General features: G+C 43.0%; 21 protein-coding genes. All 21 read right to left on the bottom strand.

The genetic code is table 11. The annotated features are described in order from the left end of the window. Positions 1-91: 91 nt before the first annotated feature. Complete coding sequence (gene recD2 / locus NQ503_RS08345; protein WP_242650133.1) at positions 92-7,012, bottom strand: SF1B family DNA helicase RecD2; 6,921 nt, start codon at positions 7,010-7,012, stop codon at positions 92-94. Positions 7,013-7,400: 388 nt separating this feature from the next. After that, entirely contained in the window at positions 7,401-8,666 is a 1,266-nt protein-coding gene (locus tag NQ503_RS08340; protein ID WP_005423007.1) for a DNA primase, read from the bottom strand. A 64-nt stretch (positions 8,667-8,730) separates the two neighbouring features. Beyond that, complete coding sequence (locus NQ503_RS08335) at positions 8,731-9,891, bottom strand: ERF family protein (RefSeq protein WP_005423009.1); 1,161 nt, start codon at positions 9,889-9,891, stop codon at positions 8,731-8,733. A gap of 36 nt (positions 9,892-9,927) precedes the next feature. Beyond that, on the bottom strand, positions 9,928-10,641 hold the full coding sequence (locus tag NQ503_RS08330) for a hypothetical protein (protein WP_005423011.1): 714 nt from the start codon (positions 10,639-10,641) through the stop codon (positions 9,928-9,930). Positions 10,642-10,657: 16 nt separating this feature from the next. Next, positions 10,658-11,176 (bottom strand): hypothetical protein, encoded by a 519-nt coding sequence (locus NQ503_RS08325; RefSeq protein ID WP_173903351.1) that lies wholly within the window; start codon positions 11,174-11,176, stop codon positions 10,658-10,660. Between the two features lie 56 nt (positions 11,177-11,232). Further along, a complete protein-coding gene (locus tag NQ503_RS08320) occupies positions 11,233-12,345 on the bottom strand; it encodes a hypothetical protein (protein WP_005423018.1) in 1,113 nt (370 codons plus the stop codon). 18 nt (positions 12,346-12,363) lie between these two features. Beyond that, entirely contained in the window at positions 12,364-12,495 is a 132-nt protein-coding gene (locus NQ503_RS08315; RefSeq protein WP_005423021.1) for a hypothetical protein, read from the bottom strand. Between the two features lie 476 nt (positions 12,496-12,971). After that, positions 12,972-13,199, bottom strand: coding sequence for a cold-shock protein (locus NQ503_RS08310; RefSeq protein WP_005423033.1), 228 nt, complete (start codon positions 13,197-13,199; stop codon positions 12,972-12,974). 113 nt (positions 13,200-13,312) lie between these two features. After that, positions 13,313-13,816, bottom strand: a complete 504-nt coding sequence (locus NQ503_RS08305; RefSeq protein ID WP_049940373.1) for a hypothetical protein — start codon at positions 13,814-13,816, stop codon at positions 13,313-13,315. After that, entirely contained in the window at positions 13,776-14,465 is a 690-nt protein-coding gene (locus NQ503_RS08300; protein WP_173772259.1) for a hypothetical protein, read from the bottom strand. Before NQ503_RS08300 ends, NQ503_RS08305 begins: the two co-directional genes overlap by 41 nt. Positions 14,466-14,533: 68 nt before the next feature. Beyond that, positions 14,534-15,190, bottom strand: a complete 657-nt coding sequence (locus tag NQ503_RS08295; RefSeq protein ID WP_259893497.1) for a hypothetical protein — start codon at positions 15,188-15,190, stop codon at positions 14,534-14,536. A gap of 18 nt (positions 15,191-15,208) precedes the next feature. Then, positions 15,209-15,661 carry a zinc-finger-containing protein gene (locus NQ503_RS08290; RefSeq protein ID WP_118235520.1) on the bottom strand — a complete coding sequence of 151 codons (453 nt, stop codon included), beginning with the start codon at positions 15,659-15,661 and terminating at the stop codon, positions 15,209-15,211. A gap of 91 nt (positions 15,662-15,752) precedes the next feature. Continuing rightward, positions 15,753-16,715, bottom strand: coding sequence for a S1 RNA-binding domain-containing protein (locus NQ503_RS08285; protein ID WP_154648310.1), 963 nt, complete (start codon positions 16,713-16,715; stop codon positions 15,753-15,755). A 660-nt stretch (positions 16,716-17,375) separates the two neighbouring features. Then, the gene (locus NQ503_RS08280; RefSeq protein ID WP_242650129.1) at positions 17,376-18,083 is read right to left on the bottom strand and encodes a hypothetical protein; all 708 of its coding nucleotides are present in this window, start codon (positions 18,081-18,083) and stop codon (positions 17,376-17,378) included. Next, the gene (locus NQ503_RS08275) at positions 18,080-19,378 is read right to left on the bottom strand and encodes a COG1361 family protein (RefSeq protein WP_005423053.1); all 1,299 of its coding nucleotides are present in this window, start codon (positions 19,376-19,378) and stop codon (positions 18,080-18,082) included. Before NQ503_RS08275 ends, NQ503_RS08280 begins: the two co-directional genes overlap by 4 nt. 2 nt (positions 19,379-19,380) lie before the next feature. Next, complete coding sequence (locus NQ503_RS08270; RefSeq protein WP_044925097.1) at positions 19,381-20,031, bottom strand: ATP-binding cassette domain-containing protein; 651 nt, start codon at positions 20,029-20,031, stop codon at positions 19,381-19,383. Between the two features lie 43 nt (positions 20,032-20,074). Beyond that, positions 20,075-20,803, bottom strand: a complete 729-nt coding sequence (locus NQ503_RS08265; RefSeq protein WP_242650130.1) for an ABC transporter permease — start codon at positions 20,801-20,803, stop codon at positions 20,075-20,077. A gap of 18 nt (positions 20,804-20,821) precedes the next feature. Beyond that, positions 20,822-21,595, bottom strand: a complete 774-nt coding sequence (locus tag NQ503_RS08260; RefSeq protein ID WP_242872571.1) for a hypothetical protein — start codon at positions 21,593-21,595, stop codon at positions 20,822-20,824. Positions 21,596-21,713: 118 nt separating this feature from the next. Beyond that, a complete protein-coding gene (locus tag NQ503_RS08255) occupies positions 21,714-23,198 on the bottom strand; it encodes a DUF6034 family protein (RefSeq protein ID WP_005423060.1) in 1,485 nt (494 codons plus the stop codon). A 99-nt stretch (positions 23,199-23,297) separates the two neighbouring features. Next, on the bottom strand, positions 23,298-24,719 hold the full coding sequence (locus tag NQ503_RS08250; protein ID WP_005423063.1) for a sensor histidine kinase: 1,422 nt from the start codon (positions 24,717-24,719) through the stop codon (positions 23,298-23,300). Further along, the gene (locus NQ503_RS08245; RefSeq protein ID WP_005423065.1) at positions 24,716-25,381 is read right to left on the bottom strand and encodes a response regulator transcription factor; all 666 of its coding nucleotides are present in this window, start codon (positions 25,379-25,381) and stop codon (positions 24,716-24,718) included. Before NQ503_RS08245 ends, NQ503_RS08250 begins: the two co-directional genes overlap by 4 nt. Positions 25,382-25,404: the final 23 nt, after the last annotated feature.

The following is a 25,404-nucleotide window of genomic DNA, read 5'->3' as shown; positions in this document are numbered from 1 at the left end:
CCCTCCTCTTTCATTATGTAATTTTCTGCATACGAAGGAAAGAAACAGGCAGAGCATTGGATTTTTCCAACGTCTGCCTGTCATTCATTCTTTATGCGCTCTTTTCCTGTTCCAGGATTGCTTCATATATTTTTCGGATACGGTACCCAAACATGGTGTTTCGCCGGCTGATGTAATCCGTCCGGATAGCCTGTGCGATTGCACGTTTGCTTCCCACAATTATAAACCTTTCTCTGGCTCTTGTTACTGCTGTATAGAAAATGTTTCTGCGAAGCATCCACCGGAAACATGGAAGCATTGGAAGGATTGCCATCGGATATTCACTGCCCTGAGCCTTATGTACCGTAATCGCATATGCCAGTGTCAGCGGCCAATAGTCTTCCTCCTGATATTCCATGACCCGGCCATCCCCAAAATCTACACGCATGACCATTTTTTGATCTTTCCGAAAAATCCCTATGACTTCTCCAATGTCGCCATTTGCTACTTCATCGTTGTTTTTTGTCTGCATGACCCGGTCACCTTCCCGGTAAGTATTCCTGCCATTTGTGATTTCCGGATAACCGAAACGCTTTGGATTCGCAATGTCACGCAATACCAGATTCAATGCATCCGTACCTGCTTCCGTATCTTTTCGAAGCGGTGACATCACCTGCACTTCTTCCAGAGAACCGTTTCTCTGCAGTACTTCTTTTCGATAGATTTTCTGTATCTTTCGCGAAGCCTCCTCCGGTGTGGAAGCCGGAATAAACTGAAAGGTATCATCAAACACCAGATCCAGCTGATTCTTATTGATCTTAATGGCATTCTGGCTGATGGTGGAATTCCCTTCCTGTCGGAAACATTCATCTAAGACAGTTACCGGAAATACGCCGGAATCAATGATCTCCTGAAATACTTTTCCAGGCCCTACGGATTCGATCTGATCTTTATCACCCACCAGGACCAGTCTGGCACCGGATTTAATACTGGAAAACAGTTTATCCGCCAGATACATATCGACCATGCTGAACTCATCTGCTATGATCAGGTCATCTGGAATTGGCTGCTCGTTCTTCCATTCTTCCTCTCCAGCTTCTCCAGTAAGCCCTATGGATTTATGGATCGTCAGAGCTGGATACTCTGTACATTCCCGCATTCGCCTTCTGGCGATGCCTGTAGGTGCACATAAAAGGATCACCGCATTTTTATCCAATGCTTCCTGTACAGCAATGATGAAACGGATCACCGTAGTCTTTCCTCTGCCGGGTCCTCCTGTAATGATGGATATCGGGTTTTCAAAGACATTTTTTACTGCCACCTGCTGTTTCGCATTCAAAATAATATCCTGTTCTTTCTGGATCTTTCTTAAAATACGGTCAACATTTACAGCCATTCCCGTCTGCATATGGAGCCTGACTAATGCGGCAGCAGCTCCCAGTTCGGCCTGGAAGCTTTTGCGTGTATAAAACCCTCCATCGTGGCAGACCAGGCTTCCATCTGTATGGATCATATCATTGCCTGTATCCCGGATTGCCCGTTCAGAGACCGGTGAAACATCTTTGTTGTGATTTAAAAGTTTTTCGACACGTTCTATAATGTCCTCTCTTTTTAAATACAAATGTCCTTCGCCTTCTGCTTCTGACATAATATGCAAAATAGCAGCCTTAATGCGAAGGGGATCATCTGCACGGAAATGTTTTGCCTTTACTGCAATCTGGTCAACAGTCAGAAATCCAAATCCATGAACCTCACAGAGCCGGAAAGGCTCCTCTTTCACGATCATAACTGCAGCAGGACCAAATTTCTCCTGTATTTTTGAAGCTTTTGCAGGAGTCACCCCAAAAGGGGACAAATACATCATCAGTTCCCGGATGGAACTGCTTTTTTGATATCCTTCCAGAATATCATCTAAGCGTTTCTGCGTAATTCCTTTTACCTGAAGGAGTTTCTCCGGGCTGTCATTAAAAACATTCAGTGTGTCTTCCCCAAACGTTTCTACGATGCGGGCTGCCATTGCCGGTCCGATCCCTTTGATCAGGGATGACGACAAATAAGTCCGAATACCTTCTTTTGTGGTTGGCATGGTTACTGAAAAATTGCTCACACTATACTGCATTCCATATTTTGTGGGTTTCCAGTCTCCAGTCAGTTCCACATCCAGGCCTTCGTTTGTCGGAAGTTCGGTTCCAAATGCCTGAAATATTCCATAATTTCCATTCTTTTGTTTTTTTACTTCCTCCGGTAAATCTTCATTGGTCATGTAGGAAGCTACCGTATATCCACTTCCTGCATTATAATAGATCTGCCGGATGGCTTCTGCCGCGTAAACATTGAAGGTTACATCAGTCAGGTTTCCGGTCACATAGTTGAACAGGTGCTCGATCATGCCTTTTGCATTGTCAAGAAGGGATACGCTGTCTAAGAATTCCCCTTTCTTGTTTACCAGAAGTCTTGCTACCGGGACTTCATCCTCCATTTTGACTTTCTGTACTTCTGCAGTATCAGAGATCGTAAACTCTACGTCTGTTGCACGTAAGTAACCGTATGGTGCAAGCTCCTCACGCAGAATGTAAGTTTTTCCAACCTGAAGTCGCTTGATCACATGTGGGGAATCTTTTACGGATGTCCAGGAATCGATCACGTTGCCATCCTTATCCAGTACACTCATGGAAGCCCCGTCAAGTTCTGTTCCGGTCGTGATATCTGCTTTTGTTACTTCTACCGTTGTCGGCTGGTTTTTCTTCACGGATTTTAATTTGATCGTTTTTACGTCCTGGCCCTGGTATGTGGCATCAAATTCCAGGATCTCATCGGAAGATACATAACCCGCCGGCGCCTGCAGTTCTTTCACATAGTATCTGCCAAGCGGAAGATCCAGCGTAAACGCTGCCTTACCTTTTTCGTTGCTTGTGATCTCCTGAAGCAGTGTATCTGCTTTTACGATTACCTTGTCGCCGGAAGAAATTGCTTCTTTATTGTATAATCCAAAGGTTGCACCTTTTAAAGTCTTTCCGGTCTCGGCATCCTGTTTTTCCACACTCAGCTCTACTTTCTGGCGTTCATTGGAAAATTCCAGTTTTTCTTCGATCTCCGGTGTGTTCTGATCCTTATAGATAAAGGATACTTCCTGACTGTCTGGATTTAAGACAAATCCGGCCGGTGTTTTTGTTTCTTTCACACGGTATTTTCCAAGCGGAAGATCTTTGATAACAGCTTCCCCATTTTTATCAGTGGTCACTGTTTTTACCAGGGTATCCTTTGCATAAATCACGTGACGGTTTCCCTGCTCGTCCACCTGATGATCCGGTGTGAAAATATCTTCTGCTGCGTAGATTTCAAATTCTGCCCCTTCCAGGGAAGTTTCTTCGTATACAAAATCCTTTTTAAAGGATTTTAAGGTTTCACCGGATTTATGGATCACCAGTTTACCTTTGACCGGATGGTTTTCATAGGTCACGGTAATGATGGCATCCCCGCTGACAGAATCCATCTGATAAGCTGTATTCTTGTCAACTTTGATCTCCACATACTGGGTATTCTGGGTGTAGCCATCCGGCGCGCTCACTTCCTCGATCCTGTAATTTCCGCATTTTAAGGATTCCGGAAGGATCAGGTAACCATTTTCGTCCGTAAAATAGGATTTATGGACAACCGTATTTGGATAGGTCGTTACCTGTTCCACATACTTTTTCGCATCCAGGTCATACACTTTGAATTCTGTATTGGCAAGGAGGACCGGCTGTTTGGTCTCATCATCCTGTTTCACGATCTTAAGCTTTGCTTTGAACTCATCGTCCAAAAGGACTCTCCATACCTGCGGTGTGCTGCTGTTCTCGGTTACGGTTACGATAAAATCATCTACCGGCATAAAATTATGCGGTGTTGTAGTCTCACGGACAATGTAGCGTCCATAAGGAATCGGGATGCTGCACGCATAGCCGCGTTCATCGGTAAACATTTCTGTTTTTCCGTCTTCCGTAAGAACGGTCGGGGTCGCATTTGTAAAGTCATAGCTTCCATCGTCCTTTACAGTCAGGCTGCTGATCAGATAAGCAGAGAATCCGGCACCTTTTAAAAGATCCGCATCGGTCTTATCATTATCCGCTGCTTTGATCAACTGGAATGGCTGTTTGATCACGTTTTCTTTGGAAACGGTATTTCGTTTTACCGTCTCTACCTGGTCTCCTTCGTAGTTACAGTTTACATCATGCTCCTCTTCGTCCAGAAGATAACCTACTGGAGGCGTGATCTCCTTCAAATAATACTTTCCAAGATACAGGTTGCTTACGCTTGCTTTTCCCGCTTTATCGGTCGTCAGGGTAGCTACCTGCTCGTCCTTTTTATAAAGGACTCCGCTCCTGCCATCCGGATGGTTAATGTCTTCCCTTGCATAGAGCCCGTAAATGGCTCCTTCAAATACGGCATCTCCCTGTGCGCTGTTTCCTGTCTCGCTGTCTTCTTTTACCAGGTCGATCGTTGCATTTACACGCTTATTTGTAAAGGTATGGCTAAAGTTTACCTTTTCTTCCTTATCATTGGTAAACTTAAAAGTGAAGGTGTAAGTATCCTCACTGTTTCTAAGGTAAAGTTCCGGTGCCTGGATCTCCCGGATGCTGTAGCTGTAATTGATCGGAAGTTCCGCTTTATAAGAAGCTTTTCCATCGGCTCCGGTCGTTGCTTTTTCAATCAGTGTTCCTTTGGGAACAACGGTCTTACCATCAACTTTGATATCTTCTGCTGCATACAGCCCGTAAATACCTCCAGAGAGCGGATTTTTGGTCTCTTCGTCCTGTTTTTCCACACGGACTGCTGCCTTCTGGCGTTCATTTAAAAATGTTGCACTGCCAGTCTGCACTTCTACGGTCTGGCCTGCATACACAAGCTCAACAGTCTTGGACTCTCCTTTGCATACATAATTATCCGGAGCCTTCGTCTCGGTTACTGTGTAGGTGCCAAGATAGAGATCTTTTAACGTAACGCTTCCGTCATCTCCGGTAACCAGATTATCCTTGACAAGCGCACCTTTTTTATAGATGAGGGTGCCATCTGCCGCCTTGATATCTGCACCTGCATAAACACTGTAAACGGCTCCTTTCAATTTCCGTTTTTCGTAGGTAAATGTCACACCATTTTCCGTGACGGCAGCTCCGGTGAGCACTTCTCCTTCTTTATAAATGGTGAGTGCACCCTTTTGCTCTTTATCCGTTAAGTTCTTGGAAGCGGTCTGCCCCACGACCAGCTTTACCCCATAGGCTTTGGTATCCAGCACATATCCGGACGGGCCTGAAATCTCACGAAGGTAAACGGTATCCTGTGTTTTGGTGATCTTTACTTCGGATTCCCCTTTTGCATTTGTTGCCGGCATTTTTTTGATAAGTTTCGTGCAGGCTTCATCTGCATAGATGCCGTAAACGGCACCTGCAAGGAGCGCGTTGCTTCCCTTATCTTTTTTGATGATCTTGACCGTTGCTTCATCCGGCCAGTCTACCTCCAGGTTCAGCTCCAGTGTATCGGTATAATATCCAAAGCCGATATCCTGGCTGTTCGCCAGCTTTAAGAGCATGGCATGGAAATTAAGCGGATAGTTGGATGTGATCGCATATTTTCCTTTCAGGCTTCCAATATTCTGGGTGGTTGCTTCCAGATGGAATTTTTCACCGCCCTTTACGCTCACATTTCCGGTCCCGGTTTTTCCTGTCGTCTCATTTACAAGGGAGACCCCGTTTTCCAGATGGATTGTGATCACAAAAGCTGCGTTTGCCTTCCATGTGAAGGTCGGGCTCTGGTTTCCATTTGCAGAAGCACTGAGCCCAGGTGTCAGCTCCATGGTCGTTGGATCCGGCATCTTTGCAAGGGCTGCCTTGATCTCTTTTAACATGTTTTTGGCAGTTGTCGAAAGGGAGCCGCCAAATCCGGATTCCCCGTCATATAAATAATCGACCAGATAATGCTGCATTGCACGGGTCTCGGAGGAACAGCCGTATTTTTCCATGATGGATTTGATATTATAGCCGTTGAATGTGCCGCCCCATCCGGGACCGCCATATCCGTAAAACATGGCCTTCCTTAAATAACGGTCATCGCCGCCTTCATCCAGTTCGACCATATTTTTATAAGTCGTTCCACTTGGCGGGGACTGTTTACTGTGCTGCATGCAGTATGCATAGACGGTATAAGTCTTTCCGCCTGCTTTGTAACGGATATACTTATAGGAATCATTTCCGCCCTGTCCCATAACAGAATCAAAAGGATGCAGTTTTCCATCTGAATAATAGTAATAGGTATTAGCTTCAATGTCTGTTGAATCATCCCACAAGTCTCCATCGGAAGCTGCCACGGTACTAATACCGCCCTCAGCCTGGTCATATAGCACATTTAATGCAACATCATCTTCCGGCATCTCAAAGCTGAAGGAATTTGTTCCCTCATCGTAGCTTACTTCTGCATACAGAAGATCTTCGGTATTCTCTGTCTGGTTTGCTTCGACAAGACTTGTTCCCACTGCGATCAGGCTTCCCTGCGGGATATCACCGGAAAAGTTGACCGTCTCCCCCGTCTGGTAACGTCCGTCCTCGTGGTCCAGTTCAATATTGAATTCATTTCCCTGTACGATGTCAACCTGATGGCTTCCATCCTCTGTTTTCTCATCGGAAAATCCTTCTGCTTCCTCTTCTTCTGGCTCCTCCGTTTCTTCCGGCTCTTCCAGAGTTTCCGGGGCATCTTCCGGGCTTATAGTCGGGAGGACGGGGTCTGCCTCCGGTTCGTCATCGCCGCTTTCCTGTTCCTGGCCGCCATTGGATCCATCTGTTTCTGCTTCCCTTGGTGTCACAGTAATGTTTCTGGCAACCAGATAGGCTTCCCCCGATGCGGGCGTAACAAGATATACGCATTTATAGGTCCCCGCATGGTTATAATCAAATACAGTCCCGTCTTCCATTGCTGCTTTTTTCAGTTCCACATGGTCTCCGTCAGAGAGTTTCAGTCCTGTAAAATCATTCTGGATATCAAAGGCTTCCCCTTCGGTAACCATAAGCGCAAGTTCCGGATCAGCAACGGTTTCCTCGATCAGTTCCTCCTCGCTTTTCTCCGTCTGCGTTTCTGTCTGTGTTTCTGTCTGTACCTCGATCTGCGTCTCGCTCTGTGCGGAAACGCCTCCCACCTCAGCGGCGGATACTGCAGAAGCTCCCGTCTGCAAGAGCGTAGTGCAGCACAGAGCAAAAGCCATCGCACCCGCCATCCATCTTTTCTTCCAGTTTTTTTCCAAGTGCACGTTCTCCTTTCATGATCGCTTTTTTCCCTGCAGTTTTCTTTTGGTCCGTCTCTTATCTGCATCGCTTTCTCCTTTCTTCCGGCTTTTTCAGCCAGATAAAAAGGAAACTGAAAAAAATTCCAGTTTCCCTTTTATCTGACCAAACATTTTATGCCGTCTTCCAGTTTCCTTTTTCCTCTTTTCGAAGGATCCAGTCATCCACGCCTTTGTAGTGTTCCATCCAGGTACCGGATGCATCGGTATCCCATGTGACTCTTTTGCAGGATACATTCAGTTCCTCACAGATCTCATATAGTTTTATACAGCCTTTTCGGATCATGTCCCGCTTTCTGCGCTTTTTGGGGCATTCTCCATGATACAGATAGATTCCATGTTCACATTGCCGGCACGCACTTTTTTCATCGTGCTTACAGGACAATTCCATCATTTTATCCATGTCGTAACATTCGTAAACTCTTTTCAACCCCTGCTCTTTCAGTTTTCGCAAGACAGTTTCCAGTCCTTTATGATTGGAAACTCCAGGGACTCCGATATAAGGATTTCCTGTACACATCCATGCGATCTCTGCCTTTAAGATCCCTTCCGTTACGTAAACCGTGCCATCCTTTATCTTCCCAAACATTCCTGCCGGGCTGCCGCTTGATGTGCCTTTTTCTAAGCCGCTGCTGGTAAACCAGAGGTACTTCCGTTCTTTTAAAGGAACATCCAGCCGGATCTGGAATCCTATGATCCGTTCCTTCCCATCCCGGACCGGGCAAAGATACCCGTTATTCTTCTTATAAAAAGCAGCTTCCCAGTCACCATCCCGGTTGATGAAAAATCCAGGAACCCCATCCAGGCGAAATCCCTTTTTTAAGAGCTTTCTGGCAATGGCCACGGAATTCTCCTCATCCGTACTTAAAAAACCTCGTTCTTCCATCTGTCGGACCTCATTTAACGTCAGCCCACGCAGGAGAAGGTTCCTCCGGTGTGTTTCCTTAAGCTTAAGAAAAGTGAGCATTTCCTTATATACATGGTCCCGGTAATCCCATTCCTCTTCCGTAAGGGAAATGCGTTTCTTTTTAGGAACGATAGAAACGAACCCATTTCGTGTCGTGGACTGCTGACTTTTATCCGTTCCAGAAAAAGAAAGTGCCTGCTTTATCTCCCGGTAGGCTTCTTTATACCGGTTTCTCCCGTAAATGCCGGATAGTTCCGCATACAGTGTCAGCATGTTTCCGGATGCTCCGCAATGATAGCAATGGTAAACATTTTTCAGTTCTCCATTTTTGTGGATGCAAAAACTGCATTTTCCTCTTAAATCCCCGCAAAAAGGACATTCCACCGGAAATTCGTCCTGGTAAGAATCACTCAGTCTTCGGATTGACAAAAGATCTGCTACTTCTGCGATCGTAAACGATTCTCTGGCATACATGCCTTCCTCCTTTTCATAAAAGATGGCCCCGTTCCCGGAGCCACCTCAAACTATTTCTCTGTTTTCAGGCTGCTTTTTGCATTTCCTTTTCATGATCCAAAAGAATCTTCGCAGCTTTCTGTATTTCCTGATTCTGGCCTTTGTAACGCTGTACCAGCCATTTGATCGTCTGGTAACCTCTGGCATCCTGCATCATTTCCCCAAGAGGGGTTCCGGCATAGACACCAAAATTGCAGATAACCTTTTCTGCCCATTTCACTTCATCCTCTTCATCCTCTTCGTGAGCCATATCCTCCAACACTTCCTCAGCAGTCTCTTCTGGTGTTTCTTCCTCTTCTTCTGCATCAAAAGAAATCTCATCATCTTCATCAAATGGAACTTCATCCGTTTCTTCTACTGCACGGAAACCGTCTGCACCCGTCTCGGCAGTAATTTCCTCATCTACGGAGATTTCCTCGGTCTGAACCGGATCTTCCGCTTTGGTTTCTTCATCGGAAAATTCTTCCAGTCCGCTTTCACTTTCTTCCATTCCAAAAGTCATCTGTCCAGGAAGGTTTTCTTCTGTATCCGTCACTGCATATTCCACTTTTACAGTACCTTCTGATATGGCATTTCCATCACGCAGTTTTTTACGGTCCGTTTTCTTTTCCCTGACCGGTTCCGTTTGCTCCTGCTTTGCTGCGGTTTCTTTTCTTTCTGCCTTTTCCTGTTTCTTTTTCGGTTTTTCCGGTTTTACGGAAGCTTCCTGCTTCGGCATTTCTTCTTTTTCCGTCCCACGCATGTCCGGATCGTCTATTCCAGATGCCTGCATGATGTTGAATTTATTTAAGAAGTAATACTTCAGGCCATACGTCCATGCCGCACCTTTTGCTTTATCCGGTGCTTCATTGGTTCCAATGACATGCAAAAAGCTCCGTACCTTGTCTCCCGGACGGTCTGCATTGGTCCAGCACAGCTCCAGGTCAGCCTCATATCTCCAGAGTGCTCCCATTTCCTTTAAAAACACGGAATTGCCCTGTTCGTCCACCTGTGTCGGCCTTTCACTTAAGATGTCAAAATCGACCCCGTATTTATTAAGGGCCGGTGTCAGGCATTCATAAATATCATCCAGTTTTACAAAATCATAAGTAACGTCCTCACTGTACCGTTTGCGGATCAGCTTCGGCACTTTCTTCCGGATCCTGATCATCTTCTGGTTCAGATTCATGTAATTGTATTTACCCATATTATTCGTTTCCTCCTGATTTTTTCATTTTTTATACTAAGCAGAACGCGGAAGGCTTGCCTCCGGCCCTGTCCCAGTCTTTTTTAACATTTCTTCCATTTCCTCCCGGATACATCCGATACAAATCTTCTTTTTTGAGATCTCCGGAAGTTTTTCAAGCAGCCACTTCTGGGCGAAAAGCTCTGCTGCCCGCTGTGGGTTGCTTAAATATTCCAGAAACATCCAGTCAGAAAATTCCCACTTCATATCCGCAAAATGAAACTGCGGCTGATAGATCAGATCCTCCGGCCGCTTTCCTTTTTTAATAAAACGGTCTGCATTTAGCTGGATATAAACCCTGCTGATCTCCGGGATCATCTGTGCAGCTGCATACCCGCCTTTTAACAAAAGTTCATCCCATTGTTCCCGGATAAGTTTCTTTCCAATGCGGCTTATCTGTGTTTCCAGTTTCGGAATCAGATCTTCACGCACAGGAAAGCCAAAATCATCCGGTATCCCGATCGGCTTCAGAAAAAGATCTTCTGCTTCATAAAGGGAATACTCCGGCATGTGGAGCACGGCACACCAGTTCCGGTCTGTTTTTCTGTTTTCCTTTAAACAGTCAAAGAAAAAGAAACAGTTTCCATATCTTGCCTTTATAAACAGCTGTCCGGAAAATTCTTTTACTTCACAATCCGGCGATTTCAGCCATGCGATCAGTTTTTCTGCCTCCCTGCTCTCTTTTAACCAGTCCGGAAGTTTTCTATCCATCACATACCTCCGTAATTTAGATATATGGCAGGGAATACCTGGAATACACCATCTTTGCCCGTTTTAAAAATGCAGAGCCTTTTTCTGCTTTTGCAAACCATTCCACAAAAAACCGTGTCAGGTTCTGCTGCAGTGTCCTGTGGGTATCAAGGGCATAATCCACAAATTCCCCATATCCGTCCATACTTCCTGCAAGCAGGTAGCAGGTAAACATTTTTGCCATCTGCTCTTCATCTGAAGGATTGATCTCCATTTCCTCTACACCTTCATACACCAGGCACACCCTTTCTGGCTGTTCCTTTACATGCAGACACAGATCATCGGCCATCAGTTTCGATGCTTCGTTTCGAAGATCGTAATATCTGACCTCTGAAAGACCTTTTAGCCAGGCAAACCCAAGATAAGTGTAATTGTCTTTTATTTCCTGCTGCTCTTTTGCCATGGACTCCATAAATTTTTTGTGTCCGGTGGGATGGCAGTTCAAGTATTCATCTACCAGCAGCCTTGCCACATCTTTTCCATTCGTAACCTTCATGTTTTCCTCCCATCAAAAAAAGACAGTCCATGCTGTCTCCATTCTTTTAAATCCTGTTAGTATTTTACAGTGCCAGGAATATCATATTCATGCCAGCGTTTTGACACACAGCCGGCAATTTTTTCTTCCAGAGCTAAAAGTCCTCTCTCATTCGTCTTTTCCTGCCTTGCAATGGTAATGGATTCACAGATCCCGCAGTAGATCTCGTATGCGCTACATGGCTCATCCCCGGTAGTAGCCTTAAACTGCTCCACGGTTTCTGCAAGCAGTTTTTTGCCAAATCCCGCCTGCTTCATGATCCCTGCCATGGCATTTGCCGGATGCTCGATCCAGATATCACACAGCCGCATGACCCCTTTTAAGACTTCCCGGTAGTAATCGAAGATCGACTCTATGTTTTCCGTGAAATCTTCCATTCCTTTACAGTTTTTGTGCGTAACCTTCAGGGCATTGCCAAGGATCACATTTCTTGTCGGCTCCTGCAGGGAATAGAAAATATTCGCTCCGGACACACCAACGTCTGACGTAGTGATCCGTACAACTGCTTTTATGTCCTTATCGGTCTTTCTTCCATAATTCTGCATCAGTTCCTTATAAACATCTGTAAGTTTCGTATCTTCCAGCTGCCAGGACGCCGTAACAGAATAATGGTCTGCATAGCCGTTTAAAAACGTTGCCTTCTCATAGTCCCCATGGATATATGCCGAGGTAACCATGTACATATCCGGCATGGATATGATGGCATAATCTTTTTCATCACCGGACAGGACTGCCCTTATTTTTCCTTCACAGAAACGGATCAGTGCTCTTCCTCTTGCAACCTTCAGGCATTTATTCAAGATCTCTGCCAGTGTTTTCTTATCGACATCTGCCAGGGCTTTGCCATCAATCCTGGCCCGTCCTTTCAACGATTTGATTGCTGAATTTCCTATATAACAGATCCTCTCGGGCAGGATAAGAACCAGCCTGGAATGAGATAAGGTATCTTTTTCCAGTGCTTCCAGGGAAATGCCCGGAACCTCTGTACAGGTTTCCTCTCCTGCAGCTGCCACCTTTAATTTCTTACTGGTGACCCGGATCCATTCTGCCCGGCTGTCTATCTCTTCCAGACACTCGCACAGTTCCTTTTCTGTCCGGAACTCCTTATAAAAGTCATCTTTATAATACATAATGTCCGCCTTTCCACGCTAGCTGAAAATCCGGACTTCAACAGCCTGTATCTTTCCATCTTCGATGCAAAATACATAGCCGTCTTCTGCCATCTCCATAAGCATTCCAATTTCCAGTGCATTTGCGTTTTCCCATTTAATTGTCTCCATAATCGACCCTCCTGATTTTACAATGTGTTTTCTTTTTTTGATGTTCTTAAGGTATTTCTTTTTGCAGTTTCTTTAACTGACAGTTTCATTCGTGCTCCTCCTTTCTGCTTTTTATGCAATAAAAAAAGACACAAAAAGAATCTTCTTTCCTTCTTGCATCTTCCTTATATTTTGCATATCCATTTTTTCTCATTAAGGGCAAGACCGCCCCAAAGTGTTTCTTCCGGAATGTCCGGAACTAAAGAATAACCACAGTCTTTTATAGACTGTTAAATTATTTTTCATTTAAAGACTACCACAACATTTTGTGGTTGTCAATTAATTTTAACTATATATTGTGTTATTGCGTGAGTTATCTTTATTATTCTGCTACATGTTGTGACAGGCGGCATGATACCGCCTGTCTTTTCATCCGTCTGCATAAATGCATGTATCTGAGGGGAATAGGTAATCTGTACATGCACTATGAAAACGTCTTACTCAGCGTTTGGATCCGCCGGGGAAATATTTTTGGCAAGGCTTCGCCCGTTGGCATCCGTCCCTGCTTCAAAAAGGACCGGCTGGCCACCGCTTAATTTCCGGTATCCATCCATCTGGATCTCCGAAAAGTGGGCGAAATAATCAATCCCGTCTTCACCGGTGATAAAACCGTATCCTTTCTGTGCGCTGAACCATTTCACGGTTCCCTGTAGTGTTTCTGACATATCCTTCTCTCCTTTGCTGTATTTCCCGCAATAATCTTTTGCGGAAACAGGGCAGCATGGAATCGAACCATGCCTGGTGCTCCCCTCCCTGCTATAAAAGGAATCTCTTCCTCTTATATTTCTTCGTTTCCCAAAAAAGTCCCGTTATTGAGCGCTGCATCCACCCGGCGGATTCCTACCAGCTTCTTTTCATTTATGCCAAAATAAAACCGATAGCGTTTTCCCTCCAAAACTTTTACGTTTTTATCCAGCAAAAGTTCACTCTGCCGTCCGGTCGGATCACTTACCCGGATCTTCCGTAATCTTGCAAAGGGATTTTTCCCGTCTATCCCGGTTACCAGCCCTTCCACGATTTCATAGGTCTTTTTATCCGCGGTGCGGAAAATAAGATATGTTCTTATAAACCCGATAATCCCAAGCAGAAAAGACCAGAAAATAAAAGTTTTATCTTTCATCCATGTTCCCATAAATGATCCGAAAAGCAGGATAAAAAGAGACAGGATACCATATCGCTGGATCCTGTCCTTAAAAAAATCCGGTATATTCTGATAACGTGTTCCAAAATCTTCCAAGCATCTATACAGCCTGTGCCAATACGGATGTTCCGTTTGCTTCAAGGCAGTCCTCCCTTCTTATGTAGTCGATCACAAGCTGTTTCTTATAGTAAAGCTGCGCTACGCGGATTATAAATTCCCTCTGTATCTGCTCCTGGAGGGAATCTGCCAAATTGGGTTCCCTGCTTTTTGCCTTTTCTTTTAAGCATTTCAGATGATAGGAAACATCCCCTTCTCTCTGAAGATTGGAAAGTATCTGGTATTCCTCTTCTGTAAGCAGCGGCTTTTTAAAAGCCCTCAGTGAAAACTTCAGTCCTTTTCCCATGGAAAGGGCTTCCATAAAATGCTTCATGCGTTCTGTCCGTGAAAAGGCCATGGGAGACATGACTGACCGGCTGATAATGCTGTATACAGCTTCCTCTCTGGTACATCCTTCTGTCAGCACAACCAGGCCCCGCTTTACCAGACGGTTCAGGCAAAACTGAAAATCCTCTTTGTCCGCCCATTCCTGTGCCTGTTTTTCTCCAAGGCTAAATACAAGAAGACGATGCATCTGGGAATGGACCTTATCCTCTTCACAGAAAGACCAGGTGAGCGCAGCCCACAAAATAGTTTCCATTTCTGTAAGTACTTTTTCTTCCCCATCTACCCAGACACAAAACCTTCCATCTGCATCATCTTTTTTCATTCCGATTGCTGTATACCATCTCATGACATTTCCTCCTTGTCATTTTCACTCTTTCTAATCTCTGCTTCTGATCTGTTTTCTTTCATAACTTGTTACCCATACATCATCATTTCCAGGAGTTTTGGAAGTACATACCCCAAAAGCATGCCTGCTGCCGTACAGATTCCGATATTCGGCCGTCGCAGTTTCCATACTTCCTGTGTTTTGGTCCCGATAATCCTTGTTCTTCCCGGTACGATCCACCTGAGTTTCCGATAAAACTCCATGAATCCCTGATTGTCAAAGCCAAAGGATCGTACACAGAAAACATCCCGTTCCTGTTCTTCTTCATCCAAAAGGAAAAAGCTTTTCTGTTCTTTCCCTTCTTTTCGGATCACGATATAAAATTCCGGAACTCCCCGTCTGGATCCTTCTACGATCTTATCCATCTCATCGTAAAAGATCCTGCAGGACTCATATTTTCCGTTTTTTTCCGGCTGGCAGACTGCCAGGCTGTCCTCTTCAAGTGCCATATAACAGTTTTCTGCCTCCATGATCCTCCAGCTGATTTTTATGGCCTGACGAAGAAGCAGGATTATCGCAAGCGCCAGTGCAGTACACAAATATACAAGATCCCAGCATCTTTTCTGGTATATGAAAAAGTATGCGCTGATTCCCTCTGCCACACTGCATATTGCTGTCATAATAAAATACTGTTCTTTAAGGTCCATCAGATGATATACATCATCTTCTGTCGCCTGTAGTCTCAAGGGCATCCATCCTTTCCGTCATGCCACGCTTATTTTATCCGGGGATTTCTTTTTTTCCTCTCGGCTTTTTATATAGTCTGTACATTCCCGGATGGTTTGTTCACACAGGTAATAAGAAAATTTCCCGATATGTGTGTCCTTTTCCCGGAGATTTAAACGGTTCTGAAGCCAGATATATGTGCTGTGTTTGGTCATATAACCATTTTTCCAGATTGCATCCAAAGCTCTGTGTGCTTCGATCCGCTTATTACGCAGATCGCTGTCAGCCATGGTTCCCATGGGACGCATACTCTTTTTGTGTGCCCCAATGTATGAATCACAGGAAGGATAGCCGCTGCATACATACAGGTATTTCTCCGGATCCAGGTTATTATCTCCATAGACATAAGCTGCAGGCCTAAGTACCCCGGGTCTTTTGCAATATGGACAGTACAAGGTTTCCCGCATCTGTTTTTTCTTCTTTTTTGCCATCTGACGTCACTCCTTTCCATCTTTATCTCCGATGTTAAAGAAATCCCTTTTTCTGTGTCAACAGAATTCTTTGAAAATCATAAAAACATTTTCAGGAAGCGCTTTTGATAAGCCTTGTGATAATACCTTCTGCCACTTCATAGTTGTCGTTGATGCGGGTCACCACAAATCCGATCTTATCTTTCTTTCCCGGAAGTGCGGACATATTGCAGGAATGTGCCACGGCATTGACTCCGATATCAAGGCGGATAAAATAGGTTCCCTTATAGACTTCCGTAATAATCCCTGTATATTTTCCCTGTTTATGGCATTTCCGGAGGTTATCTTTATTGATATTGGCTGTCGGACTCTTTGCATCCACTTCTATAATGATCTGGTCAACAGAGCTTGCTTCCACCTTATTGACCATGACCAGCACCAGATCACCTACCTGGAATTTTTCTCCGGCATCTACCATCCACTCCCAGGCCATGTCTCTGGCCCGGACAGATACTTCTACACCAAAGACTTCCAGGCGGACTGCTTTGGGAGCTACCGCGATCACCCTTGCTTCTACGATCCTGCCTTCATAGAGCATTGGTTTTTCTGTATCTTCCCCAAGGTAAAAAGTCTGTCTCTTTTTAAGCATTGCATCTTTTCTGGATGCTACAACGCTCCGGCTCTTGTTATCCAGATCTTTGATGATGAAATCAATATCACAGCCGAGCATGTTGTTAGCAATACGGACCTGACGGTTTAAGGTATCCGCGTTTTCACGCCCGTCTCCCTGAAGGTTGATCATCATTTCATTCATTGGGATAATGATCCGGAAACCATTAAAGTATGTAACAGCAACCATCCATCCACTCTCCAGTTTTTCAATGCCCCCAAGCTGGCCCGTCAGGATCTTTCTGGTACGATGTGCATTCAAAAGCTGATGCCATCTGGCTTCTTCCTGTTCCTCCATGCTTTCAACCTGCGCGTCTACATCGATTGTCAAAACACCATCGTAGACCGCACGCGGAACATCTTTTTCCCCGTTTCCCGCCAAAACTGTTTTTCTGGTATCCTCCATATACTTCCTCCTGTTCTTATTTATTTTTGTCTTCTCTGCTCCATCCAGAAAACTCCTTTTCCTCTGGTACTCAGGAAAGATAAAAGAAGACACAAAAAAAGCAGCCCGTTTAAAGCTGCTTTCTTCATGCCTTCTTTTTACAGATACCATTCTATAATACATGGAATTCTATGTCAATATTACCTCGATTGCAATAGTGTCGCATATTGATTCCTTTTATGAAATTCCGAAAATTATTATTGCAACAATAGCGGCAACTATCATATATGAGTAAGCAGAGTTCAACATTGCAGATATTTCCGGTCCATTTTCAAAATATCGAAGCGGTAAGGGCTACCGCGTTTTGGCGTACCACTATCAAGGTAGTCGCGTTTCACGACACCCTTTTGCGTACAGAAAAACCGCCATACAGGTTTCCCCATACGGCGGCAGAATGTTTATTTGCCGAACAAGTCGCTGTGTGTGCCGGTGCGGGCCAGCGTCAGCACCAGAACATTTGGAGCAAAACCGGAATTTAAGTTTTCATTTAAGTTCATTTATGTTATCAACTGATACTATTATACCATGAACTGCAGCATCAAACAAGTGTTCTTTTTTGCTTTTACAATTCATTGCACATCTGCAGAGGAAGGAGAATTCTTGCTATATATTAATATTATGTTAAATTCCTGAAAGTATTTTCTTTGCATTCTCCAGGTTATTTTTTCCATTTATTTTTAGATATACTTTACTGATCTCAGAAGGCTCTCCTATTTCTCTGCAGAGATCCTGTGCCTGGGAAATGGGTATGTAGATTTCGTTGCCTTCTATTACTACAGCGGCTTTACAGGGCATATATGAGGTTTGCGGTCCTCTTGCGGAATTGCTGGATAAGGTAGTAAGATCATCTGTGGCTTTGGAAGTATTCTTCTCTTTTTCATCCAGGGAATAAAAAATATTCAGGTTTTCACCCATCTCTAAAAATTTTTCCTGTTGTTTTTTTGAAATGGCATGATTATTATAGTCTTTCATATCCCGTAGGGAACCATTTCCCAGCAATAACAACGGCATCTTCCCCAGTTCATTCTGAGTTGGATTTTTTCCAAACGCATTCATATCAATTCCTGAAAAAGTCGTTGTTTCCGTATAATCTTCAATTTTGATGACAACCGGGACTTCTATGACTGGCCAGATTTCTTTTATACCTTTTATCTTCTTCGCTTTCTGCAAAAAATCTTCATCATAAGCCAGATCTCCAAGTGGGAGCAGCACAGTAAATTGCCGTTTTTCTTCTTTCATGCCTGCCAGCAGCATTACTAATAATGTAAGTGTCAATGTCAGCAGAAGTATGACAAATAAGGTAAAGCTGTCTATTTTTTTTCTTTTCAATGAGAAGCCGCCTTTCTCACTTCTTCGAGAAGGATATTTTTCTTATGAAGCTTTCTGACCAGAATCAGGATTATGGAAATAAGCAGTACTGCAACAACTGCAGCTATGGAATACCACCAGTTATTGGTTTTCTCCTGGTCATCTTCAACCTTTAAAGACTTTATCTGGGTTTCTTTGATTTCAGAATCAAATTTCATTTCTTCCTCGTATGATTTGCCATCTGCATCCTCATACGTAAGAATTAATTGACCTGCACATTTTCCTGTTTTTCCTTTTACATATATGCGAAGACTTCCCTGGGATAAATCTCCGACCTCTATGGTCCCTAAGAATGCAGTATCGTTTGAGCTTAATTCATCAGCCTTTAAGCTGACACTTGCATTGTAAATTTTGTCTCTTCCGAGATTCATCGCTTTTACCGGGATCTCTACTGTATCCATAGTGTACAAAACAGATGGAATATCTGAAGCTTCCAGCTTAACACGAACCGGTTGGATGATCTGAAAAGACAGTAATTCTGTACCGGTAGTTGCCGTTGCTTTCGAATCTTCATAATCCAGAGAAAAAGTAATGACAGCCTGGCCAGGATCACAGTTTTCTGTTATAGTAATCATCTGTTCCAAAGTAATTGCTTCACCAGGAGCCAGGACTTGTACATAAAAAGAGTTTTTCTCAAATTCGATTCCTTTGTTCTCTGTAGAAAGGGAAATTTTTAAACCAAATACATTTTGACTGCAGCTTTTATTTCGAAATGTCAGCGACATTTCTGTTGTAGAACCAGCCTCCAATCGTCCACCTGAAAGATTGCTGTCTTCTAATAATACCTGCGGTTTATGTAATATTTTTTCACTTGATGAGTCTGATGTTGAATTACCTCCTCCCCCACCGCCCGAATACCCTCCGTTGTCTATAACCGGATCTGTTATCTGCGGGGCGTCACCGTCTTCCGGATTATCACTGTCTATTACAACATGAAAAGGATTCGATTTAGAACCATCACCAAAGTCATCTCCTGATGTAAAAATATCCGGATCCGGATTTTCTTTATCGGTATCAGCTTTATCAGGAGTCTTTTCATCCTCTGCCGGAGGTTCGGTACTCGTAGAATCATCCTCTTTTTCATCAAGGGTTAACGAGTTGTCATTCTCATAAGATACGGACGGATCTGAGTCCGTAAATCCTTCTTCAGCAGATGTAATCTCCGTGTTTTGAGGCTCTGTGGCAAAAACGGTAGCTGGAAGAAATATTATTGTCGTACACAATACTAATGCCGTTTTTACAAATAAATTTCTCATTATCAGGCAGTCCTTTCTCTTAAGATTCCTCCATCCATTTCATATACGTGGTCACATAAGATTCTGATGTCCTCTTCATTATGGCTTGCCAGCAAAATGGTTTTTCCTGCTGCTTTTAAATCCAGCAGCAGTTCTCTTATTTCTTCCACGCCATGTTTATCCAGTCCATTAAACGGCTCATCCAGGATCAAAAACAGAGGATCTTCCATAATGGCCTGTGCAATACCAAGGCGTTGACGCATTCCAAGGGAATATTTTCCGACTGGTTTCTTCATGTCCGGATCCAATCCTACCCTTTTTAAGACTATGCGGATATCGGCCTTCGAAATCCGGCCATTCATGTCTGCCAGGATCTCCAGATTTTTAAAGCCCGTATATTGTGTAAGAAAACCGGGAGTCTCGATAATAACTCCAAGACTTTCAGGAAAATCCACATCATGGCCTATTTTTTTTCCAAATACAAAAATAGTGCCCGTAGTTACAGGGAGAAACCCACAGATGCATTTCATAAGAACGGTCTTTCCGGAACCGTTATTTCCAACAATCCCATAGACGTTCCCTGTTTTCAAGGAAAGATTTACTTCCTGTAACACGATGTCTTCACCGAAACGTTTGGTCACGTGTTCTATTTTTACGCAGGTGTTCTGCATCATTCCACTTGCTCTTTGCGGATCACAGGCCAGATTAAATGTCCCTTCAGATTTCTTCCAATCTTCCATATAAAACACCTCCCAGAATTCCCAGCATTACTAATAAAAACAACAGTAGAAATAGCCAAAGTCCTATTTTGTCCGGTCCCCAATTTTTATCAGCCAGTATCCATTCTACTGGATAAAACCATATCTGATTTTTAAAATAGCGGTCATGAAGAATAATTCCGAAATAGAAGCTTACAAAAGGGATTCCATATACCATGTAAGCAGAATCCCATAAAATCCCGCAGCTTCCACCGAAAGTACTTATGATACTTCCGATAAGTCCTGTCCGGAATGCCTTCATGAGCAAGTCCAGAAGTGCTTCTTTCTGAATAGCACCCTGTATCTCCAGCGGATAGAACACAATAAAATTGATAAAAAGTACCGTTAGTATAGCTAATGTCCAGACCATAAAACCAGACATCATAATAGAAAAGACTTTACCTTCGACATACTGTCTGCGGGTCGTTCTGGGAAGTATCTCCTTTAAAAATCCACTTTTATATTCTTGCAGAATGGAATCACTCCATGGCAATACGGCCGCTACCGGAATGGCAAAAGATACTGCCTGACTTTTTAAGGAACCTTCCAGTATACTGATAAAAGTACCACATGCCAGTGCTTTTTTTAAGCTGGGATAAGTCTGGCCAATGGCGATGGAGATGCAGGCTATCAGCCATGCTGCCAGAAAATTCTTATTAAATAACATACGTTTTGTTTCACCCCACACAGGTATTCCCCCTCCCGATCATGTCTTTTCTCCAAGAAATTCAAAGGTATATTTTTTCATCCGGTTAATTGCAAAAACTGCAAGAAGAACTAAAATACCCAGAAAAAACATGTAGGAATGCGTGATTTTCGGAAGCAATGGGTCATAACCTAAGTTATGTTTTCCGTATACTGCCTGGTTCAGAGGACTGATCCAGCAGATTAATACATTTACCTGATACATTTCGTATTTTTCTTTATGTAAAATTGCAGCCAGTACTTTCGGGTCCAATAAAAAACCAAAAACACTGTAAAGAAGGCCAAAAATCATCCCCTTAGTCTTCCCTTTATAGAGATTTCCTACAAGGATTACAAAGCTTAAGGTCAGCGAATAACAAAACAGAAGGAAGAAAACCTGCAGCATACAGCCATAGGGTGAGATACTTTCCATGACCCTTACTGTAGAAGGGACCTGCAGGTTTTTTCCTAATTCTGAATAGCCAAGCATGGCCGCAGTTTCGCTCCACAGGTTACCTGGATAACTCTTTTTCATACACAGCACGGCCGTAAATAACAGCATCAAAACCGTATATAAAACAGTTACAAGAATAACATAAATGAATTGACCTAAAAGCCATTTCCTCTTGGTTGTCCGGGTCAGCTGGTATGGAGTAATAGGTGTCATCTTCGGCAGGTCAGAAAACATAAGAAGCAAGAGCAGCGAACTGGACAGTACTGCTATCCCATCCCCAAATGTCCAGATAAATGGCTCAATGGCCTGTACCGGTGTATCGTAGGTCTCCATTACAACCATGATTCTGCCTGTAAGTAGAAAACTAAGTACAAATTCTAACAGAAATATAAAAATAACTTTGGGATTGCGTAAAAATCCGAAGAAATTGTACCGTACAATTCCAAATACCTGCCTCATGTCAGTAACCCAAATTTCGGTCTATAATACTGCCATCCACAGCATTAATGGTAAGGAAACTTTCATTCGGAGTTTTTATGGTATTTGATTCTGTTTCTCCGTTATATTCACTTTCTGAAGTCATGCTGCCGAAAAAATCCCAGACAGGGATCATAATACCTGTGTGTGCGTCAGTAGACGGCTCATATATTCTGGCATAACCAAGAACGATCCGATCAATATTATAGACCCTGGAATTTTCATATTGCATATTATCAGCGTTTGTTACCACCATCATTTTTTCATAAATTTTCATAACCTCGCTGAACGAAAGAAGATTTAAATTCTCTGTCTTTATTTTACCAATTGTGTAGGGATTTGAATAAGTCATGCTTTCTATGCCATCTTTATCGACATAGAAACAGAGACTTTCATAAGACCATGTTTCCATTGTGCTGTCCATATCTTCCAATGCCCCACCGTCTGCAATTGTCTGAGTTACCGGCACACCATTTATGGTACGTGCATAATCAATTCTATATCCATTTCCAAAATTACCTGAACTATTATCGCCTTCAAAACTTTTGCACACCGCGTAATTCCAGTTAGAAAACTGCAAATCTGTGATGCCCATTTTTTCAACTTTTTCCTTTACAAGTTTTTTTGCTTCATCCAGGGACAGCCCGATAGATTCTTCTGTGGGTTTTTCTTCCTCTTCAGAATATCCGTAATCACACCACATTGCATCCTCCGGTATTTTTTCCCCGCCCTTGTTTGCTGCTTTCTTGATCTTGACTGACAAGGTATCGGAGCCATCGGAAGATATCATATAGTAGTATTGTGAATCGTCTGGCATTTGTGCAATACAACTGAAATAATTTCCGGCAACAGGTTTTGCCTCTGTCAGGGTTTTCTTTTCCGGAGCAGTTTCGTATTCCTGTTCCCATGTCTCAATATCTTCATAGATATCATAGACATAATTCCCATCATCGTCTGTTCCATAGTTATACGGATCCAGGTTTCCGTTTGCAACGTCTTCTTTTAGTTCATCCAGAGTTTTTTTAATTTCATCCTTTGTCTTCACATAATAACTATCCATGGTATAAAGTTTTGCCTCTGAGAAGAATGCGTTTGTAATACGGTCGAGAAGTTCCTGGGTAACTTCTGCCGCGGTGACAGAAATAGCAGATATCTTTTCCACTTCCGGAATTTCTACGCTTGCATCTGTATTTACCACGAGCTTGGCACTGTCATCTTCCACATGGCTTTTATAATTTTGAGGAGCATCGATGAGATTCCTGATGGTTATCTTTGACTCTGAACCGTCATCGTTCTTGCTTTCAGATGCTTCTCCTTTAGAACCGCTAACATCATCCGCTTCCGTATAAGCATCTACAGCCTTGCTCCCCTTCGGCTTTACCAAAGAAGAATCCGGGGTCTGTGCGCATCCTGTAAACATTCCAATACAAAGCACTATTCCTGCAAACTTTTTTATGTTTTTTCTCATTTCTGGTAAAATCTCCTTTCTAAGGTTGTTATAAGTATATCATCGAGCATTACACCAAATCTTTCGCGATTTGTAACTGATATGTAAACGTTAGTGTGATTACCAGAAAACAGAGACGGTAGTTCCTTTTCCCGGATTGCTTTCAATCTTCAGTTGGAAATCGTGCAGTTCTATAATTTTCTGACATAAAGAAAGACCGAGCCCTACACTTCCTTTTGCCCTGGAACGAGATTTGTCTACCATATAAAATGGTTCCGTCACCATTTCCAGATCCTCTTTCGGTATTCCCTTTCCAAAATCCTGAACCATCAGATGGTCTGGGGTTGCCTCAAGCACAATTTTAGATTCTTTTCTGGAAGCTTTGACTGCATTATCAATTAGATTTGTCACTACACTTATCATTAAGTCCTGATCAAACTTCTTTACCAATTCTTTTGGTTCACAAAATACATCAAGAGAGATGTTTTTTTCTTGAAGCCTGCAATCAATGAGTTCTTTTACTTCTTTCAGGAAATTATCCACCTGTATTTCAGCTGGATTGAATGAGTCTTCCGAAGCTTCGTAGAGTCCGGTTAATTCCAGCATTTTCATAGAAAGTCTTGAAAGCCTGCGACATTCATTTTCAATATAAATCAGAGCCTTCTCCTGCCTTTCCGGGGTTAGGCGCACAGTAAGCAATGTATCTGCATAGCCTATGATTGCAGTCATTGGGGTCTTCAGCTCATGAGCCAGACTTCCAATAAGCTGTTTTTGTGTCCGGTTTATGTTAGAAAGACTTTCAATTTGTTCTTTTATTTTACCTGTCATAAAATTAAAGGTTGCACCTACCTGCGCAAGTTCTGTATTTCCCTCTGACGGTACTTTAAAATCATAAATACCTTCAGAAACAAGAAGCGTAGCTTCTCTTAGGCTTGTAAGCGGTGCTGTGATTTTTCGAAGGCTCAAATAAAGGATAATTCCCATCACCACGATCAAAGATAAAGTAAATCCACCCGTCTGAAAAAACAGCAGATGACTTTTTTCTATTACATCTGTTATATCTTTATAAGTAACAATCTGATATCCCATATTTACATTTCCATAGTAAAATAACAAAAGTGTCCTTCCATTTATCTGACTGATCATAGGGCCATGACCGTCACTGTTGCTGTCATGATCCACCATGTTTGCCTTACTTGCACATAATTCTCTTAACTTTTTTACATCGAATTCATAAACAGTTCCATTATAGATCATTTTTCCATCAAGATATAAAACCGCGCTGTCATGAAAAACCTGCCGAAAAGCATAAGTAACTATTTGGGGGCGCATTTCGTTGTCGGCATTCTGTTTCTGATTGTCAGAAAGGCTTGTTTTATTTTCAAACTGTAAGATGTTTGTTCTAAATATACTGCTTTCATAACTGTTGATATTCTGTATACTCTGATTTTTCCAACAATAAGTGGTATAGAGAAAGATCCCTGACGATACCAACAAAATGATACATGTAGTCTGAGAAAAGATCTTTATTAAGAGTTTCATAAATCCACCTCAAGTCTGTAACCGATTCTGGGAATTGTTTTAATCTTATCCTGCCAGCCAAGCTTTTTCCTGATACGACCCACATGTGCATCCACAGTTCTTGTTTCTCCGCAGAACTCTTCATTCCACAGTTCCTGCAGAATCTGATTCCTGGTCAGTGCTTTATTCGGATTTTTGGCAAACACCATGAGGCAGTTATATTCCATTGGCTTTAAATAGATTTCCATGCCCATTTTTGTAACAGTACGACTAGCAGTATCAATGATGACATCACCAATTTGAATCTGTTCTTGTACAGTGCCATTACGTTCCAGTACTTTTTCAAGACGGACCATCACTTCCAGCATTTCAAATGGTTTTACAATATAATCTTCTGCACCGTCTTTTAATCCCTTTATCTTGCTCGCGATATCTCCCTTTGCGGTAAGAAATATTACGGGAATTTCATACTGCTTCAGTTTCGGTAACAGGCTATATCCGTCTCTTCCGGGAAGCATGATATCTACAAGTGCACACTGAAACGCATGATCTTGAATAATTGCTTCATATGCCTCATTTCCATCCAGATATCCTACTGTTTCATACCCTGCAATCTCCAGATTCATACATAGCAGGTCATTGATTGACATTTCGTCTTCTATCACAAGAATTCTTGCCTTCATAATTATTACCTCACATGTTTTTT

The organism is Blautia obeum ATCC 29174 (assembly GCF_025147765.1).
GTDB lineage: Bacteria > Bacillota > Clostridia > Lachnospirales > Lachnospiraceae > Blautia_A > Blautia_A obeum.
The sequence above is the reverse complement of the archived record's forward strand: the minus strand, read 5'-3'. Positions and strand labels throughout refer to the sequence as shown.

Excerpts from the sequence above, each read along its gene's own strand:
- recD2 (WP_242650133.1), bottom strand. The coding sequence starts at position 7,012 with ATGGTTACCGAAGGGGAAGCCTTTGATATCCAGAATGATTTTACAGGA.
- NQ503_RS08340 (WP_005423007.1), bottom strand. The coding sequence starts at position 8,666 with ATGTATGCCAGAGAATCGTTTACGATCGCAGAAGTAGCAGATCTTTTG.
- NQ503_RS08335 (WP_005423009.1), bottom strand. The coding sequence starts at position 9,891 with ATGGGTAAATACAATTACATGAATCTGAACCAGAAGATGATCAGGATC.
- NQ503_RS08330 (WP_005423011.1), bottom strand. The coding sequence starts at position 10,641 with ATGGATAGAAAACTTCCGGACTGGTTAAAAGAGAGCAGGGAGGCAGAA.
- NQ503_RS08325 (WP_173903351.1), bottom strand. The coding sequence starts at position 11,176 with ATGAAGGTTACGAATGGAAAAGATGTGGCAAGGCTGCTGGTAGATGAA.
- NQ503_RS08320 (WP_005423018.1), bottom strand. The coding sequence starts at position 12,345 with ATGTATTATAAAGATGACTTTTATAAGGAGTTCCGGACAGAAAAGGAA.
- NQ503_RS08315 (WP_005423021.1), bottom strand. The coding sequence starts at position 12,495 with ATGGAGACAATTAAATGGGAAAACGCAAATGCACTGGAAATTGGAATG.
- NQ503_RS08310 (WP_005423033.1), bottom strand. The coding sequence starts at position 13,199 with ATGTCAGAAACACTACAGGGAACCGTGAAATGGTTCAGCGCACAGAAA.
- NQ503_RS08300 (WP_173772259.1), bottom strand. The coding sequence starts at position 14,465 with ATGAGATGGTATACAGCAATCGGAATGAAAAAAGATGATGCAGATGGA.
- NQ503_RS08290 (WP_118235520.1), bottom strand. The coding sequence starts at position 15,661 with ATGGCAAAAAAGAAGAAAAAACAGATGCGGGAAACCTTGTACTGTCCA.
- NQ503_RS08285 (WP_154648310.1), bottom strand. The coding sequence starts at position 16,715 with ATGGAGGATACCAGAAAAACAGTTTTGGCGGGAAACGGGGAAAAAGAT.
- NQ503_RS08275 (WP_005423053.1), bottom strand. The coding sequence starts at position 19,378 with ATGAGAAATTTATTTGTAAAAACGGCATTAGTATTGTGTACGACAATA.
- NQ503_RS08270 (WP_044925097.1), bottom strand. The coding sequence starts at position 20,031 with ATGATGCAGAACACCTGCGTAAAAATAGAACACGTGACCAAACGTTTC.
- NQ503_RS08260 (WP_242872571.1), bottom strand. The coding sequence starts at position 21,595 with ATGGTTGTAATGGAGACCTACGATACACCGGTACAGGCCATTGAGCCA.
- NQ503_RS08255 (WP_005423060.1), bottom strand. The coding sequence starts at position 23,198 with ATGAGAAAAAACATAAAAAAGTTTGCAGGAATAGTGCTTTGTATTGGA.
- NQ503_RS08250 (WP_005423063.1), bottom strand. The coding sequence starts at position 24,719 with ATGAAACTCTTAATAAAGATCTTTTCTCAGACTACATGTATCATTTTG.
- NQ503_RS08245 (WP_005423065.1), bottom strand. The coding sequence starts at position 25,381 with ATGAAGGCAAGAATTCTTGTGATAGAAGACGAAATGTCAATCAATGAC.